Source organism: Microbacterium phycohabitans, from assembly GCF_032464935.1.
Classification (GTDB): Bacteria; Actinomycetota; Actinomycetes; order Actinomycetales; family Microbacteriaceae; genus Microbacterium; species Microbacterium phycohabitans.
The window spans coordinates 748,075-766,306 of the sequence record NZ_JAWDIT010000001.1 but is presented as its reverse complement, the minus strand read 5'-3'; the positions used below and the strand labels follow the sequence as shown (position 1 = coordinate 766,306).

Here is an 18,232-nt window from a genome sequence, read left to right as displayed (position 1 = left end):
CATCGACGGGTTGTGCGCTCGCTGAGTCGCGGGTGCGTCGTCCGGGGGAGGGGGCTCGATGCCGCAGCGGCTTCCGTCGTCGCCGCCCATCCTGCCCGGGCTGGCGTACATCCGTCCCCTCGGTTCCGGGGGGTTCGCCGACGTGTTCCTCTACGGGCAGGACATGCCCCGCCGCGACGTCGCGGTGAAGGTCCTCCCGAGCGACGTGCGCGACACCGACCTGCTGCGCATGTTCAACGCCGAGGCCGACGTGCTGGCGCATCTGTCGGCGCATCCCTCGATCGTCACCGTGTACCAGGCCGGCATCTCGGCCGACGGGCGCCCCTACATCGTGATGGAGTTCTGCCCTGGCTCGCTCGCGCAGCGTTTCCGCGTCGAGCGCATGCCCGTGGCCGAGGTGCTGTCGATCGGGGTGCGCATGGCCGGTGCGCTCGAATCCGCGCATCACGCGGGGCTGATCCACCGCGACGTCAAGCCCAGCAACATCCTGGTCACCACCTTCGGCGCTCCCGTGCTGGCCGACTTCGGCATCTCGTCGTCGCTCGTGCGCCAGGGGGCCGACGAGATGCTCGCGATGAGCGTTCCGTGGAGCGCCCCCGAGGTGGTCGCGGAGCAGACCGCCGGCACGGTCGCGAGCGAGGTGTGGAGTCTGGGCGCCACCGTCTACTCGCTGCTCGCGGGGCACAGTCCGTTCGAGCGGCGCGAGAAGGGCCAGAACTCGCGCGAGCAGTTGCGCCGCCGCATCGCCCGCGCCTCGTACACGGCCATCTCCCGGTCCGACGTGCCGGAGTCGGTGCAGGCCGTGCTCGCGAAGGCCATGGCACGCGACCCCGCCCAGCGCTACGGCAGTGCGCGTGCCTTCGGCGAGGCGTTGCAGGGGGTGCAGGCCGAGATGGGCGTGCCGGCGACGCCGCTCGAGGTCCCCGCCGCCGAGTGGGCACCCGCCGCCCGTTCCATCGACTTCGCCGACGGCACCGTCCGGGGCCCCGCACGCTCGCGCATCGAGCGCGAGATCTCGCGCAAGACGCGCGACTCCTCGGGCATCACCGGATACGCGCGCGATGAGGACACCGACATCGCGACCCCGGTCTCGACCGCGTCCCGGGCGTTGCCCTGGGTGCTCGCCTCGGCGACGCTGGTCACCGCCGGCGCGGTGGTCGTCGCCGCGCTCTACGCCACGGGGGTGCTGCGGTGAAGCGCCGCACGCTGATCGGACTCGCTTCCACCCTGGTGGCGGCGACCCTCGTCGTGACCGCGAGCATCGTGTGGCCAGGCCTCGACGCGCAGCAGACACCCGAGGTCGACACCTCGGTGTGGGCCCTGCAGACCGGCGACGGGCAGCGCTACGCGCGCGTCAACACCGCGGTCGGCGAGCTCGACACCGTGCGCACCGCGGGAAACCCGAGCCAGGTCGCGCAGGCACGCGACGGTGCCTACCTCTTCACCGACAGCTACAGCAAGCTCACACGCATCGACGAGGCCCAGCCCGTCGATCTCGAGCAGGACCAGCTCGAGGCCGCCCCCGACACCCCGCCCGGAACCACCTCGGTCGCCACGGCCGGCGACTACGTCGTGTACCGCACCGACACGGGGGCGCTCTTCGCGGGGCGGCTGAGCCAGGCGGGCCAGCGCGCCGCCGAACTCGATCCCTTCGGAACGGCCGGCGACGACGATGCCGTGTCGTACACCGCGGATGCCATCGCCCTCGACGACCGGGGGATGCTCTTCGCCTACTCCTCGGTGGACCAGTCCGTCATCCGGTACGACATCGACGCCGATGAGGTGCGCGCGCGGGACGCCCTCGACGCGACGATCACCGCGCCCGTGCTCTCGGCGGCCGGTGACACCTGGGTGCTCGTGGATTCCGAGGCCGGTCGCGTGTGGATGCGCGGTGCCGACCCGATCGACATCGAGCTGGGGGAGCAGGTCTCCGTCGGCGACGCCGAGGCTGCAGCCGCCGCCGTCTACGTCGCCGACGATCAGTCGCTGTGGACGATCCCGACCGACGGCTCCGGCCCCCGCCGCGAGGTGGGCGGCGGAGGCAACGTCCTCGGCCAGCCCGCGCGTCCGCTCACCCATCAGGGCGTCACCTACGCCGCCTGGCTCCTCCCGGGCGAGAGTCGGGGCACCCTCTGGCGGTCGGACCAGGGCGAGACGGACCTCGCCTACGGCGGGGCGAGCATGCCCGACCAGCGCCGACCCGTCTTCGTCGCGACCGATCACGCCGTCATCCTGAACGAGACGCGCACTGGATGGGTGTGGACGGTCCCCGACGGCGCCCTGGTGGCATCCAGTCAGAACTGGTCGCTGGACGACCGCACCGAAGACGCGGCCGTCCAGAGCGAGGAGCAGGTGAGCGTCGTCCTCGACCCCAAGCCGCCCATCGCCGAACCCGATGCCTTCGGTGTGCGGGCGGGACGCCTGACGACCCTCCCGGTGCTGCTGAACGACCACGACCCCAACGAAGACGTGCTGAGCATCGTCGCCGACAGCGTCACCGGTCTCGACCCCTCCTTCGGCGCGCTGTCGCTCACCGATTCCGGTCAGCGCCTGGCGGTGCGCGTCGAAGCGGGTGCCACCGGCACGGCGACCTTCAGCTACGCGGTGACCGACGGCACGACGGCCGACGGCCTCACGTCGGCGCCCACCACGGTGACCCTCACCGTCTCGCCGGGTGAGTCCAACGCCGCGCCCGTGTGGTGCGGAACCGACAAGTGCCTCCAGCAGTGGCCGACCCCCGAGGTCGCGCGCGGAGGCACCATCACGGTCCCCGTGCTCCCCGGGTGGGTCGATCCCGACGGCGACCCCCTGCTGCTGCTCTCCGTCGACAACCCGAGCGGCGTCGGCACGGTCGCCGCGACCCCCGGCGGAGACGTCGTCTACCAGCACGCCGACGACGGGTCGGGCGGCGAGCAGAACATCCAGCTCGACGTCACCGTCGCCGACACCGGAGGGGCCACCACGACCAAGCCCCTCGTCATCCGCGTGGCGCCCGACCCCACTCTCGCGGTGCAGTCCTTCGCCGTCATCGACACGGTGGGCACCTCGCTCGCCGTCGACGTCGGTCCCCACGTGACCGGCACGGCGGGGGAGATCTCCCTCGGCTCGGTCCGCGTCCTCGACGACGCCGCCGCGACGGCGACCGTGGTCGGCGGCAGCACGGTGTTCGATTTCGCGGCCTCCCAGCCCGGCGTCTACCGCGTCGACTTCACCGTCAACGCCGGGAGCCGCGACGCCACGGGGACCGCCCGCATCACCCTCCTCCCCGCCGATGCCCCGGCGCAGTTGTCGACCGCCCCCGTCGTGGCCTTCGTGCGCCCGCAGGAGGACGCGACCCTCGACGTGTTCAGCGCGGTGTCGAACCCCACCGGCCGCGTGCTCCTGCTCAGCGATGTGACGCCCGCCGCCGAAGAGGGGGCCTCCCTCACCGTCGACACCGTGGGGCAGAACGATCTGCGCGTCTCGGGCTCCACCGCCGACGGCGGCGCCGGCCTGCTCGGAACGGTGGACTACACCGTCAGCGACGGCACCGACGACGAAGGATCGCGCGTGGGCGGCGAGGCGACCGTCTACCTCCTGCCGCCGGCCCCCGAGATCGCGCCGATCGCCGTCGACGACACCGTGACGGTGCGCGCGGGCGCGCAGATCGACATCCCGGTGCTCGACAACGACATCTCCCCGGCCGGAGGTCGTCCGAGCCTCGACCCCTCCAGCGTGCAGGCCCAGCCGGCCAGCGACGCGCTCGCCTTCGCCTCCGGCGGGGTGCTGCGCTATCTGGCGCCCACCACGCCCGGCTCCTACGAGGTGACCTACCGCGTCTACACCACCGGTACGCCCGCCCTGTGGGACGAGGCGACCGTGCGCATCACGGTGCTGGGCGCAGAGGCCAATCGCGCGCCGCTCCCCGACACCCTCCAGGGGCGCGTGCTCAGCGGGGGCACGACGACGATCGACTTCCAGGGCTTCGGCGTCGATCCCGACGGCGACGCCGTGTCGCTCGACCGCATCGTCGCCCAGCCCGACAGGGGTACGGCATCCGTGTCCCCCGACGGCTCGTCGATCGTCTACTCGTCCGTGCCGGGCGACCGGGGCCAGGTGTCGTTCCGCTATCGCGTGTCCGATTCCTCCGGTGCCACAGGCGAGGGCACGGTGCGCATCGGGATCCTGGATGCCGAGGCCAACCCGAGTCCGATCACGTTCACCGACTACGTGCAGGTGCAGGCCGGGGGCGACCGTACGATCCGGGTCAGCCCGCTCGCGAACGACATCGACCCCACGCAGGGACGCCTGAGGCTGACGGGCGTGCGGCCCGATCTGCCCGAGACCCTCGTCGACGGCAGCGCCAACCCCGAGTACGCCCGGCTCGACGGCTTCGTCGACAGCGTCAGCGACACGGGCGTCGTCCTGCGCGCGGGCGACCAGCCCGGCACGATGTCATTCCTGTACGACGTGGAGTCGGACTCCGGCAACACCGGGCGCGGTCTCATCGTGGTCAAGGTCGTGCGCGAGAGCGTCCCCGATTACCCCGTGGTGACCGACACGGTGCTCACGGTCGAGAACCGCGACGACTTCACCAGCGGGGTCGACGTCATCGCGGGCCGCGCGACCTGGTCCGGCGGAGAGGTCGGCGACCTCGAGGTGACGCTGTGGGGGCAGCCGACCGACGTGCGCCTCGACGGCAGACGCATCTCCGGCGACCTGCCCGCGACCCGTCGTGTCATCCCGTTCGCGATCACGGGCCGCGTCGGCGACGCCGACGTCACGACCTACGCCTTCCTCCGTGTCCCGGGTGACGATGACCTGACCCTGGCTCTGCGGCCCGGCTCGGCGCAGCGGGTCGACGAGCTGGCCTCGGTGCAGTTCGACATGGCATCCCTGGTCGCCCTTCCCCGTCGTGCCACCCTCGAGGTGGGCACCGATGTCTCGACCACGGGCGTCCGCGCCGAGGGTCGCTGCTCGGTCAACGGGTCGGTCGTGCAGTACGACGCCGGGACGGGCTCGCCGTGGACCGACGCGTGCCAGGTGCCCGTGCGGATCGCGGGGACTCAGGAGTGGACCGTGCTCTCCGTGCCCATCGGCGTCGTCGCTCGAGACCCCCAGCCGGAGCTGCGCCCGGGTTCGCTCACGGTGGGCCCCGGGGAGACGGCCACATTCGACCTGCGCAACATGACCTCGTGGCAGCTCGGACGCGAGGACTGGGCCGGGATCCGGTACGCGCTCGACTACAGCGGGTCGGCGTTCCAGGTCTCGCTCGACGGGTCGGTCGTGACCGTCGTGGGCGGCGACCGTGCCGTGCCCGGCACCGACAACGCCGCCGTCATCTCCGTCACCAGTCACAATGCCGTCGCCCCCGCGCGGCTCGTGCTGCGAGTCGGGGCGGAGCCGTCGACGCTGCCTCAGGGCGGAACGACCTCGTCGCAGTGCTCGCAGGCCCAGGGATCGAGCTGCACGATCGGCGTGATCGGTATCAGCGGCGAGGTCAACCCGCTGCCGCGGACCCCACTCGAGGTCGTGGGTGTGCGGCCCACTGCCGCGTGCACGGGCGTGGACTTCTCCGTCGCCTCGGCCTCGAGCATCACCGCCTCGTGGACCGCCGACGCTCCCGGCGCGACGTGCAGCGCCAGCGTCACCCTCCGCGACGCCCAGGGACGCACGACGGCGTCCACGCGCGACGCCCGCGTCGTGCTCGACCTCCTCGGCTATCCGCGCACCCCGGCGAGCGTGCGGCAGACGGCCTTCGCCGACGGCTCCCTCACGCTCCGCGTCGACCCCGGCGAGGCCCGTCGTGCCTACCCCGCGCTCGCCGGGTTCACGGTCCGTTCCGGTGGCGAGGTCGTCGCGCAATGCGGCCCAGACGGCGGGTGCCCCGTGATCTCGGCGCCCAACGGCGAGCAGCGCGAGTACGTCGTGACCGCCGTCAACAGCGTCGGCGAATCCCGCGGCGCGGTGCGGACGACGGCGTGGGCCTACGCCTCACCCGACAAGCCGCGGTCCGGCGACTTCACGCCCGTCGACAACGGCGGAGAGGGAGGCGTGGCGGATCTCACCATCCGCGGCATCGACGCCGCCGAGACCGGCACCCTCGAGATCGCGAGCGCCGCGGGGCAGAAGCGCACGATCAGCGTCGGCCGCAATCAGGAGTCCGTCTCGGTCGCCGCGTTCCCGGTGGGCAGCAACTCGTCCACGCAGATCACGGTGACGCCGATCTCGCGCTTCACCGTGCCACCGGGCCTCGGCGGCTCGCAGAGCGGGCAGGCGCTGGTCTTCACGGCGCACGGCGTCGGCAGGCCGCAGCAGCTGAACCTCACCCTCACGTCGCAGCGCGACGGAGGCGGCAAGGTCACCATCGTCGCCGAGGGATCGGCGTCGAAGAACGGCGACGGGTCCGACGTGCGATACGGCTTCGCCATCGACGGCTCCTGCCGCGTGGGCGACGACGGGCCTCGGCGCACGTTCCCCGGCAAGGACGATGGAGAGACGTACACGGTCCGCATGTGCGTCGATTCCGTCTACGACGGCAAGAGCTTCGGTTCCGATCAGACCGAGAAGAGCATCGACGCCACGCAGGACACCACCGCTCCGCAGGGATACACGTTCCGCGTCGGGGCCAAGCCCGTGGTCGACGGGGACACGGCACGGTGGAAGATCAGCGGCATCCAGGAGGGGACGAAGCCGCCGCGCAACAACCGGATCGTCTACGACAACTGGAACGACGGCACGTCCGTCTACGACACCGACCCGAACATCGGCGTCTTTTTCCAACACAACCTCTGGCAGACCCGCTCCGACCGCGGCGTCGTCGAGCCGGCATCCGGAAGCGCCCCGTACCAGGTGCAGGCGACGGCCCGGATCGACTCCTGCGTCGCCGGCAGCGAGCTGAAGCTCGGGTGGAAGACCAGCAACGGCGAGGCGCGCACCTCCACCGACCGCTCCGGCGTCGTCTACTACGACAAGAGCGGCCAGAAGCTCGACGCGAGCGACCCGACCGTCGTCCCGAAGGGCGCGGTGCGCGTCGAGAACGCGAAGCTCCTGGTCAGCTGGTCCGCGAAGGGCTGGGGTCTCGACGACGCCACCCTCGTCACGGGTGGGACCTGCGACCCCGGCAAGGCCGATCCCTCTCAGCCGCCCGCCGGCAACGGCTGACCCCGGCATCCATCCATCCCCCACAGGAAGAACGCACCGACATGACGATCACCCAGGAGCAGGCCACCTGGTTCTCCCAGACCTTCTCGCAGATCGCCGACAACGTCGAGCGCGCCGTTCTCGGCAAGCGCCACGTCGTCGAGCTGGTGCTGACCGCCATGCTCAGCGACGGCCACGTGCTGCTCGAAGACGTCCCCGGCACCGGCAAGACCTCGCTGGCCCGTGCCGTCGCGCAGTCGGTGCAGGGCACGAACACCCGCATCCAGTTCACCCCCGACCTCCTCCCGGGTGACATCACGGGCATCACCGTCTACGACCAGAAGAGCGGGACGTTCGAGTTCCACAGCGGGCCGATCTTCGCCAACATCGTGCTCGCCGACGAGATCAACCGCGCGAGCCCGAAGACGCAGTCGGCCCTGCTCGAGGTCATGGAAGAGGGCAAGGTCACCATCGACGGCGTCTCTCGCGAGGTGGGCGTTCCGTTCCTCGTGCTCGCCACGCAGAACCCGGTCGAGCAGGCCGGCACCTACCGTCTGCCCGAGGCGCAGCTCGACCGCTTCCTCCTGCGCACCTCGCTCGGCTACCCCGACCACGCGGCGACCGTGCGCATCCTCGACGGCGCTCCGGTCGCCACCGCCGACCTGCGCCCGATCATCACCCCCCAGGCGCTGGTGGGCATGGCCGACCTCGCGGCATCCGTGTACGTCGACGCGCTGGTGCTCGATTACATCGCCCGCCTCGTGGATGCCACCCGCACGGCCGACGAGGTGCGCCTGGGCGTCAGCATCCGCGGCGCGCTCGCCCTCACGCGCGCCACCCGCGCGCGGGCCGCCTCGCAGGGCCGCACCTATGCGACACCCGACGACGTCAAGGCGCTCGCCGTCCCCGTGCTCTCGCACCGGCTCATCCTGCATCCCGAGGCCGAGTTCGACGGGGTCACGCAGGAGGCCGTGATCGGCCAGGTGCTGCTCGACACGCTCCCGCCCACTCAGCGCGAGAGCGCATGACTCCCGTGAGCGCGAGGTCCGCGTCCGAGGCCGTCGGGGGTGAGCCGTGCCCGACGTGAACGTCACCGAGTCGCGGCTCACGCGCACCTCGGCCGCGACGATGGCCACGGGCTCGCGCACGTCGATCACCTCGACCGCGACCCGCCGCCAGCGTCGCATCGTGCGCGCCGTGGTGCAGGTCGCCGAAGCGTGGCGCGTCGTCACCGAGGCGCTCGCCGCGGCCCTGTCGTGGGCGGGGCGCACGGTCCGCCCCGCGGGCGCGGTCGTCGCGGTCGCGGCGACCGTGGGCCTCGCCTTCGGCGTCGTCTTCGGCTGGGTCGAGTGGATGGTGGCGGGGTCGGTGGCCCTGCTGCTGCTGCTCATGAGCGTCCCGTTCCTCTTCGGCGCGCGCGCCTACGAGGTCGACCTGGCCCTTCAGCGCGAGCGCGTCACCGCCGGGAACGGCGTCACGGGCGAGATCGTCGTGCGCAACGACAGCACGAGGCCGACGCTGCCCGGGCGTCTCGACATCCCCGTCGGTCGCGGTCTCGTCGAGTTCGGGGTGCCGTTCCTCCGCCCCGGGCACAGCAGCACCGAGCCTCTCGAGATCCCGCCGTTGCCGCGCGGTGTGGTGCGCGTCGGCCCCGTCACCACGGTCCGCAGCGACCCGGTGGGTCTGCTGCGGCGCGAGCACGCGTTCGACGACGTGCACGACCTGTTCGTCCACCCGCGCACCGTCGGTCTGCCCTCCACCAGCTCCGGTCTCGTCCGCGACCTCGAGGGCAACGCGACGCGGCGTCTCGTCGACGCCGACATGTCGTTCCACGCCATCCGCGAGTACGCTCCCGGCGACTCCCAGCGGCAGGTGCACTGGAAGTCCACGGCCAAGACCGGGCGCCTGATGGTCCGTCAGTACGAGGAGTCCCGCCGATCGCGGATGGCGGTCGTCCTCGCCGCCGCGACGCAGGAATACGCGGATGCCGACGAGTACGAGCTCGCCGTCTCGGCCGCCGCCTCGCTGGGCCTGCGCGCCGTGCGCGACGCGCGCGACATCGACATCGTGACGGGATCGGAGATCCCGCGCGTGGTGAAGGGCCGCCTGCGCGCGATCCGCCACATCCCGGTGGTCTCCCCGCGCGCGATGCTCGACGGGTTCAGCGCCATCGAGCGCCACGAGAACACCATGCCCGTCGAAGATGTGTGCCGGCTGGCATCCGAGGCCAACGAGCGCCTCTCGATCGCGTTCCTCGTCACCGGCTCCCTCGTGCCCCTCGCCCGCCTGCGCCAGGCGGCGCTCGCCTTCCCCGCCGACACGGCGGTCGCCGCGGTCATCTGCGACGAGCGCGCGCACCCCCGCATGCAGAGCGTGGCCGGCCTCACCGTGCTCACCATCGGCACCCTCGACGACCTCTCCGGCCTGCTCGTGCGGGGAGCCACCTCGTGAGCGGGACGCGCGACCGCGCGCCGCGGCGGCGCGCAGAGGCGTCGTCGGCGCCGCGCTGGATCGCCGCCGCGCTGTACACCGCCGTCTCTGTGGCGCTCGCGGCGGTGGCGGCGTGGCCCATCTACGCGGCCGTCTCCTTCGTCGTCCTCGTCGTCGCGGCATCCCTCGCCGGGGCGGCGGTGGTGGCCCTCGTCGCCTGGCGGCGGGGGAGCGGATGGGCTCTCGCGGCCGGGCTCGTCGCCGCCTTCACGCTGCTGGCCGTCCCGCTCGCCGTGCCGTCGCGTCTCACGTCGCCGTTGGACGTGCTCCGCGGGCTCGGAGAGTCCTACGCCGGAGTGGTCGTCGCCTGGAAAGACCTGGTCACCGTCGATCTGCCGGTCGGGGCCTATCGCAACCTCCTCATCCCCGCCCTCGTGGTGTTCCTCGTCGGCACCGCCCTCGTCCTCGCCCTCGCCGCACGGCGCGACCGGTGGGCGACGGTCGCGGTGGTCCCCGGTCTCGGCATGAGCGGCTTCGGCCTCTTCTTCGGTCGCACGGCCACGAGCGCCCCGCTCTCGGTAGGCCCCCTCGCCCTCGCCGCTCCCGTGGAGACGGTGGTGGGCGTGGCCGCCCTGCTCACGGCCGTGCTGTGGCTGGCCTGGCGCGCGCACGACGAGCGCGCCCGCGCCCTCCGGCGCGCGAGCGACGTCTCCGCGGCCCAGGTGGGCACCGGGCGCTCGCGCACCGATCACCGACGCGCCGCGCTCGGTGCGGCGATGATCGCCCTCGCCGTCGTCGTCACGGTCGCCGTCGTGCCGTGGGCGTCGCGGGGAGCGGACCGCGAGGTGCTGCGGTCCGCCGCCGGACCGCAGGAGCAGATCGCCGAGGCGGTCAGTCCCCTCGCGGAATACCGCTCCATGTTCTCCGACGCGCGCGCCGATCAGGTGCTGTTCCGCGTGAGCGGCGAGGGAACGCTGCCCGAACGCCTCCGCCTCGCCACCCTCGACGCCTACGACGGGGAGATCTTCCGCGCATCGGGCGACGAGGGTGCGGGCTTCGTCCGCCTGCCGTCGACCCGCGACGCCGGCGACGGCCGGACCATCGAGGTCGAGGTCGAGATCGCCGATCTCGACGGGATCTGGATGCCGACCGCCGGCCGCCTCGCCTCGGCGACCTTCGAGGGCGATCGGCGCGGCGCTCTGGCCGACCGCTTCTACTACAGCGCCGCCGCCGAAGCCGGAGTGCAGACCTCCGACGGGGGTCTGCGGGCGGGGGATCGCTACGAGCTCTCGGGTGTGGAGCCCGCTCCGGTCGATCTCGCGACCCTCACGCCCCCGGGAGCACCGCAGGGGGTGTCCGGCGGAGACAACCTCAAGAGATGGGTCGAAGAGCACGCGACCGGATCCGACGGTGCAGCCCTGCAGGCCCTCGTCCAGCTGCTCCGGGAGCGCGGGTACCTCAGTCACAGCCTCGCCTCGGCGGGCACCGCGGCTCCCGCGTGGGCGGCCGACCTCCCCGGCTATCAGCTGCAGCCGAGCGCGTCCGGTCACTCCCTCGCGCGCATCGACCGCATGTTCGAGCGGTTGCTCGACCGCGAGGACGACCCGAGGGCGGAGGCGACGGGCAACTACGTCGCCGCCGTCGGCGACGACGAGCAGTTCGCGGTCGCCACGGCGCTCATCGCCCGCGAACTGGGCTTCCCCGCTCGCGTCGTCGTCGGCGCACGGCTGGAGACGGCCGATGCGACCCTGTCGACGTGCGACGCGGGGGAGTGCCGACCGCGGGACCTGACCGCGTGGACAGAGGTCCAGGGCACCGACGGCCAGTGGGCGACGATCGACGTCACGCCGCAGTGGGAGCAGTCCCCGAGCCTCGAGGTCACCCAGCAGCAGGACCCCGAGAACGTCACCGAGGTGCGGCCCGACACGGTCGAAGAGGTCGTCCCTCCCGAGCCCGTGCAGGAGGACGACTCCCGCGACGACGCCACCCGCACCGACGAGGGCCTCGACCTCGCCTGGCTCTGGCCCGTGCTGCGCGTCGCGGGCATCGGTGTGCTCGTCGTGCTGGTGCTCTTCGGCCCCTTCCTGGCGGTGATGATCGCCAAGGCCGTGCGTCGCCGTGGCCGTCGACGCGATCCCGATCCGCGCGGCGCGATCGCCGGAGGATGGGACGAGTACGTCGACGCCGGACTCGATGCAGGGCGCTCCGTGCCGCGCTCCCCGACCCGCCGGGAGGTGGCCGACGCGTTCGCGACGCCCGCCGGCATCCGTCTGGCCGCCGATGCGGATCGCGCCGTGTTCGCCGCCGAGGAGGTCACGCCCGACGAGGTCGCCGCGTTCTGGCGCATCGTCGACGACGAGCGTCGTGTGATCACCCGTCAGCGCGGCTTCTGGCGCCGGGTGCGCGCAGCCGTATCGTTGAGATCGTTCCTGCGGTTCCTCGCCCCTCGGCCTCCTCGGCGGGGGTCGCCGCATCGCGACGAGAGGGGGAAGCGTCCCGCCACGACGGGGAGACGCGATACGACATGACCGATTCGACGACGCTGGTGTTGGGAGCGAGTTCGCTCGCTCTGGTCGTGGTGCTCTACGTCTGGTTCGCCCTCGCTCTGGCCGCGATGTTCCGAAAGATCGGCGAGCCGGTCTGGAAGGCATGGGTGCCCGTCGTCAACGTCGCCACCGTGCTGAAGCTCGGCGGGTTCTCGCCGTGGCTCGTACTCATCAATCTGGTGCCGCTCTTCGGCTTCATCGCCTTCGTCGTCGTCTACATCGTGGCCGTCCACCGCATCACCGTAGGCTTCGGCGCCGGTGCCGGACTCACGGTGCTCGGCGCCCTGGTGCCCGTCGTCTGGGCGAGCGTCCTGGGGTTCGGTGCGGCACGGTGGGAGGGCTCCGGCGCACGAGGCGTCGACGAGGATTCCGCCCCGGTCCGGCGCGGACGCGATTTCGAGGGACCCTACGTTCCGCTCATCGGCGGGTGGACGCCCGATCCCGAGCCCGCCGCGCACGACCGCTCCGCCGATCCGGCACCGCCGGTGTCGGAGACGGTGGTGCAGCCCTTCGCCGCCCCGGCCGGCTCGTTGGCCGATGCCGTGCCGTCACCGAGCGACTGGGCGCCGCCCGCCGACCTCATGCCCGGCAATCCCGACGGCCGCCGCTCGACCGAGCGGCACGCTCCCGTGGAGCCCTCCGTGCCCGCGACTCCGGCGTCGGTGTTCGACGTGCTCGACGCGTTACGCGACAGCGCTCCCGCGGGTGCCGCCGCGCGTGAGCGGGCCGACGCGCATCCCACGCCCGCGCCCACGAATCCGAACCCGGATGCCGAGCAGTCCCCGTCGGGATGGGTCCCCCGCTTCACCGAGACGCCGTCCGAGCCCGGCTCGGAATCCGACGCCCTCTCGACCCGCGCCCTGCTCCTGCCGGGAGCGCCCACGCGTGGCGTGTCGTCGTGGGCCGCACCGCGCTCGACCGATCAGGCCGAGGTCGAATCCACGCCGCAGGCTGACGAGCCCGCGGCCGCCGCACACGACTCGCAGGCCGCCCGCCCCGGCGACGAGGCGCCGTCGCTCGGGGCCGGCCCTTCCCGGCGTGGTGTCGAGGGAGCCGACGAGGCACCGGTGGACATCGCGGAAGCACCCCTCACCCGGCCCGCCGCGCCGATCTCCGCCCCGCGCGTCTCGCGGACCCCCGTCGATGAGTTCCCCGAGCTCTCCGAAGCGGTCTCGGCGGTGCCCGATGCGCCCGACGCGGGCGCTCCGCGTTCGGCCCGCACGTCGGTGTCGGCGTTGTACACGCGTCCGGAGGTGCCGTCGGACGAGGACTTCGACGCTCTCGACCGCACGATCGTGGCGCGACGCAAGCGCATCCCGTGGGCGCTGATCGCCCCCGACGGCGCGACGGTAGACCTGACGTCCTCCGTCGTGATCCTGGGTCGTCGCCCTGGCCCGGATGCCGCGCGGCCCGACGCTCAGCTCGTCGCGATCGCCGATGAGACGCGGACGGTCTCCAAGACGCACGCGCGCCTCGAGCTGCGCGGCGACACCTGGTACGTCACCGACCTGGAGTCGACGAACGGCGTCCTGTTCGCCACACTCATGGGCACCGAGGTGGAGGCTCCCCCCGGCGAGGAGATCGAGGCGGGGGAGCGGTTCTTCCTCGGCGACGCGGAGGTGCGCCTCACGCGGAGGAACGCGTGAGCGGCCCGTTCGACCGGCCGGACGACCCCGACGAGGTCACGCTGTGGGCGGGCCGTCTGCGCGCGTGGCCGGCCAATCCGCCCGCCCCGGCCGACGACGACGCGACGGCGTCCACCGTGGCCGACGACCTCGACGACGCCACCGTCCGCTCCGACGCCCGCGAGCCCGACGACGCGACGGTGATCGCCCGCCGCGCCGACGCAGTGGAGGAGCCGGATGACGCGACGGTGATCGTTCGTCGCGTGGATGCCGTTGAGGCTCCGGACGATCGCACCATGACCGCGCGGGGCGCGGATCTCGAGGCGCCGCCGCCCGACGACGCGACGGTCGTGTCTGTGCCGCCGCGCTCCGGCGACGGCTCGGACGCCGCGGCATCCACGGTTCAGCGCCGCCCATCCGGCCCGGCCTCGCCCATCGACGACGAGACCGTGCGCCGTGCGCCGCTGAACGACGAGACCGTGCGCCGCGCGCCGGTCGACGACCGTACGTCGGTCCGCGCCGAGGCCCTCCCTGACGACACCGCGCCGGGGCGCCGCGCGACGCGTTCGCCCGCCCCCGTGATCGGCGAGCCCGCCGACGACAGCACGCAGCCGCGTCGCAGCCCCCGCGGAGCCGACGACACCCACGCGGGCTCCCGTCGCGCGCGACGGGCGGAGGCGGCGACCGATGCGTCCCCGAATCGACGATCACCCGATGCGGGCGCTGCCGTCCGCGAGGCACGCGTGCCCGCCGCCCTTCAGCGCGAGGCCTACGATCCGCGGGTCGACGCGCCGATCCGCGTCGAACGCTCCGTCGTCCCCGCGCGGCCCGAACCCGGTCGCGACCCCGCCCTCGTGCGGCCGCGGACGGCCCGACGCGGCGCCTGGCGGGCACTGCTCATCGGTGCAGCGGTGGTGCTGCTGCTGGCCGCAGCGGCTGCGGCGGCGGTGCTGATGCTCGGCTGAGCGGGCGGCATCCTGATCGCTCTGCGCGGACGAGCCCGTGCACGTTTGCCCGACCTCCGGGGAACGCGTATCATTGGGCGGGTGTGCGTTCACGCGCGCCGTGCGTCGTGCCCTCGGGCGTGTCGTTCGGATCAACGCTCGCACCATCTCAGGGATCGACCTGCGAACAGGTCGCCCCCACGGCATATCCACCACAATCGCGTCCGATCATTCTGTCGTGCGGTGGATCACACGTGAGCCCGACACGTCACGAATCGCAAGATGAACGACATGGCGGGGGAGACACGACCGCTGTCACCGTGCAGCACCCCGGACGGTCCGAGAGGAACCGCCCGGCCAATCAAGGAGAGAACGTGCCAACCATTCAGCAGTTGGTTCGCAAGGGCCGCTCGCCGAAGGTCTCGAAGACCAAGGCTCCCGCGCTGAAGTCGAACCCCCAGCAGGCCGGCGTGTGCACCCGCGTGTACACGACGACCCCCAAGAAGCCGAACTCGGCCATGCGCAAGGTCGCCCGCGTCAAGCTGCGCAACGGCACCGAGGTCACCGCGTACATCCCCGGTGAGGGCCACAACCTCCAGGAACACTCGCTCGTGCTCGTCCGTGGTGGTCGTGTGAAGGACCTCCCCGGTGTCCGCTACAAGATCGTCCGCGGTGCGCTCGACACCCAGGCTGTCAAGAACCGTAAGCAGGCTCGCAGCCGCTACGGCGCGAAGAAGGGCTGAGAACCATGCCTCGTAAGGGTCCCGCCCCGAAGCGTCCCGTCGTCAACGACCCGGTGTACGGCGCCCCCGTCGTCACCCAGCTGGTCAACAAGATCCTCGTCGACGGCAAGAAGTCCATCGCCGAGTCGATCGTCTACGACGCCCTCAAGGGTGTCGAGGCGAAGAACAGCCAGGACGCCGTCGCCACGCTGAAGAAGGCGCTCGACAACGTCCGTCCCACCCTCGAGGTCAAGAGCCGCCGCGTCGGTGGCTCGACCTACCAGGTTCCCGTCGAGGTCAAGCCGCACCGCGCCAACACGCTCGCGCTGCGCTGGCTCGTGAGCTACGCGAAGGGTCGTCGTGAGAAGACGATGACCGAGCGTCTGCAGAACGAGATCCTCGACGCCTCGAACGGCCTCGGTGCCGCGGTCAAGCGCCGCGAAGACACCCACAAGATGGCCGAGTCGAACCGCGCCTTCGCGCACTACCGCTGGTAAAACCCGCGGAGGGTCCGTGATCGAACCCCGATCACGGACCCTCCGATGGGCCCGGCATCAACCTCCCAACAGGTAAGGAAGACACCCGTGGCACAAGACGTGCTCACCGACCTCCACAAGGTCCGCAACATCGGCATCATGGCGCACATCGATGCCGGCAAGACGACGACGACCGAGCGCATCCTGTTCTACACGGGCGTCAACCACAAGATCGGCGAGACGCACGACGGTGCGGCCACGACCGACTGGATGGAGCAGGAGCAGGAGCGTGGCATCACGATCACCTCCGCTGCTGTGACCTGCTTCTGGGACAAGAACCAGATCAACATCATCGACACCCCCGGACACGTCGACTTCACGGTCGAGGTCGAGCGCTCGCTGCGCGTGCTCGATGGCGCGGTCGCCGTCTTCGACGGCAAGGAGGGCGTCGAGCCCCAGTCCGAGACCGTGTGGCGTCAGGCCGACAAGTACGACGTCCCCCGCATCTGCTTCGTCAACAAGATGGACAAGCTGGGCGCCGACTTCTACTTCACGGTCGACACCATCGTCAACCGCCTGAAGGCCAAGCCGCTGGTCATCCAGCTGCCCATCGGTGCCGAGAACGACTTCGTCGGCGTCATCGACCTCGTCGAGATGCGCGCCCTCGTGTGGCCCGGCGATGCCAAGGGTGACGTGACCATGGGTGCGAAGTACGAGATCCAGGAGATCCCGGCCGACCTCGCCGACAAGGCCGCCGAGTACCGCCAGCAGCTGCTCGAGACCGTCGCCGAGTCCGACGACGCCCTGCTCGAGAAGTTCTTCGGCGGTGAGGAGCTCACGGTCGCCGAGATCAAGGGCGCCATCCGCAAGATGACGATCGCCTCGGAGCTCTACCCCGTGCTCTGCGGCTCGGCGTTCAAGAACCGCGGCGTGCAGCCCATGCTCGACGCCGTGGTCGACTACCTCCCCTCGCCCCTGGACGTGCCCGCCATCGAGGCGCACGACCCCAAGGACGAAGAGGTCGTCATCGAGCGCCACGCCGACCGCGACGAGCCCTTCGCGGCCCTCGCGTTCAAGATCGTGACGCACCCGTTCTTCGGTCGCCTCACCTACATCCGCGTGTACTCGGGTCACCTCGACTCCGGTGCCCAGATCGTCAACGCGACGAAGGGCAAGAAGGAGCGCATCGGAAAGATCTTCCAGATGCACGCCAACAAGGAGATGCCGGTCGACTCGGTCACCGCCGGTCACATCTACGCCGTCATCGGCCTGAAGGACACCACCACCGGTGACACCCTCTGCGACCCGACCAACCAGGTCGTGCTCGAGTCGATGACCTTCCCCGAGCCGGTCATCGAGGTCGCCATCGAGCCCAAGACCAAGGCCGACCAGGAGAAGCTGGGTGTCGCCATTCAGAAGCTCGCGGAGGAAGACCCGACGTTCCGCGTCGAGCAGAACTCCGAGACCGGTCAGACCGTCATCAAGGGCATGGGCGAGCTCCACCTCGACATCCTGGTCGACCGCATGAAGCGCGAGTTCAAGGTCGAGGCCAACGTCGGAAAGCCCCAGGTGGCGTACCGCGAGACCATCCGCAAGTCGGTCGAGCGTCACGACTACACCCACAAGAAGCAGACCGGTGGTTCGGGTCAGTTCGCGAAGATCCAGTTCGCGCTCGAGCCCCTCGAGGTCACGGCCGACAAGACCTACGAGTTCGAGAACAAGGTCACCGGTGGTCGTATCCCGCGCGAGTACATCTCGCCGACCGACCAGGGCTTCCAGGACGCCATGAACGTCGGCGTGCTCGCCGGCTACCCCATGGTGGGTGTCAAGGCGATCCTCCTCGACGGTGCCTCGCACGACGTCGACTCGTCGGAAATGGCGTTCAAGATCGCCGGCTCGATGGGCTTCAAGGAGGCCGTCCGCAAGGCCAACCCCACCATCCTCGAGCCGATCATGGCCGTCGAGGTGCGTACTCCCGAGGAGTACATGGGCGACGTCATCGGCGACCTGAACTCGCGTCGTGGCCAGATCCAGTCGATGGAAGACGCCGCCGGCGTCAAGGTCGTCCGGGCCAACGTGCCGCTGTCCGAGATGTTCGGCTACATCGGCGACCTGCGTTCGAAGACCTCGGGCCGTGCCGTCTACTCGATGGAGTTCGACAGCTACGCCGATGTCCCGAAGGCCGTGGCCGACGAGATCATCCAGAAGAACAAGGGCGAGTAACACCGCTCTCACGGATGCCGGGAACCCCGGGTTCTGCTCAGGTTCCCGGCATCCGCACAAACTGAATACCGACTCTCTAGTAATCTGAGAACCATCCCCGCGAAGAATCGGTCGCAATCCAGCGCCCGAGACCTCGCAACCAAC

The 18,232-nt window shown here is 71.3% G+C and carries 10 protein-coding genes; all 10 read left to right on the top strand.

What is annotated here, in order from left to right; translation table 11 throughout:
• The first annotated feature begins 58 nt into the window (after positions 1-58).
• The 10 genes from RWH44_RS03640 (at position 59) to fusA (ending at position 18,088) form a co-directional block, all read left to right on the top strand.
• Positions 59-1,195: a serine/threonine-protein kinase gene (locus tag RWH44_RS03640; RefSeq protein ID WP_316003503.1), complete on the top strand. Its 1,137-nt coding sequence runs from the start codon at positions 59-61 to the stop codon at positions 1,193-1,195.
• Entirely contained in the window at positions 1,192-7,143 is a 5,952-nt protein-coding gene (locus RWH44_RS03635; RefSeq protein ID WP_316003502.1) for an Ig-like domain-containing protein, read from the top strand. The genes RWH44_RS03640 and RWH44_RS03635 overlap by 4 nt, the downstream gene beginning before the upstream one ends.
• 41 nt (positions 7,144-7,184) lie before the next feature.
• A complete protein-coding gene (locus tag RWH44_RS03630) occupies positions 7,185-8,150 on the top strand; it encodes an AAA family ATPase (protein WP_298870991.1) in 966 nt (321 codons plus the stop codon).
• A gap of 46 nt (positions 8,151-8,196) precedes the next feature.
• Positions 8,197-9,573, top strand: a complete 1,377-nt coding sequence (locus RWH44_RS03625) for a DUF58 domain-containing protein (protein WP_316003501.1) — start codon at positions 8,197-8,199, stop codon at positions 9,571-9,573.
• Positions 9,570-12,080: a transglutaminase TgpA family protein gene (locus RWH44_RS03620; RefSeq protein ID WP_316003500.1), complete on the top strand. Its 2,511-nt coding sequence runs from the start codon at positions 9,570-9,572 to the stop codon at positions 12,078-12,080. Before RWH44_RS03625 ends, RWH44_RS03620 begins: the two co-directional genes overlap by 4 nt.
• Positions 12,077-13,744: a DUF5684 domain-containing protein gene (locus RWH44_RS03615; protein WP_316003499.1), complete on the top strand. Its 1,668-nt coding sequence runs from the start codon at positions 12,077-12,079 to the stop codon at positions 13,742-13,744. The genes RWH44_RS03620 and RWH44_RS03615 overlap by 4 nt, the downstream gene beginning before the upstream one ends.
• Complete coding sequence (locus RWH44_RS03610; protein ID WP_316003498.1) at positions 13,741-14,688, top strand: hypothetical protein; 948 nt, start codon at positions 13,741-13,743, stop codon at positions 14,686-14,688. Before RWH44_RS03615 ends, RWH44_RS03610 begins: the two co-directional genes overlap by 4 nt.
• A gap of 353 nt (positions 14,689-15,041) precedes the next feature.
• A complete protein-coding gene (rpsL, locus tag RWH44_RS03605; protein ID WP_013584051.1) occupies positions 15,042-15,410 on the top strand; it encodes a 30S ribosomal protein S12 in 369 nt (122 codons plus the stop codon).
• A 5-nt stretch (positions 15,411-15,415) separates the two neighbouring features.
• Positions 15,416-15,886: a 30S ribosomal protein S7 gene (rpsG, locus tag RWH44_RS03600; protein ID WP_013584050.1), complete on the top strand. Its 471-nt coding sequence runs from the start codon at positions 15,416-15,418 to the stop codon at positions 15,884-15,886.
• A gap of 87 nt (positions 15,887-15,973) precedes the next feature.
• Positions 15,974-18,088 carry an elongation factor G gene (fusA, locus tag RWH44_RS03595; protein WP_298871004.1) on the top strand — a complete coding sequence of 705 codons (2,115 nt, stop codon included), beginning with the start codon at positions 15,974-15,976 and terminating at the stop codon, positions 18,086-18,088.
• Positions 18,089-18,232: the final 144 nt, after the last annotated feature.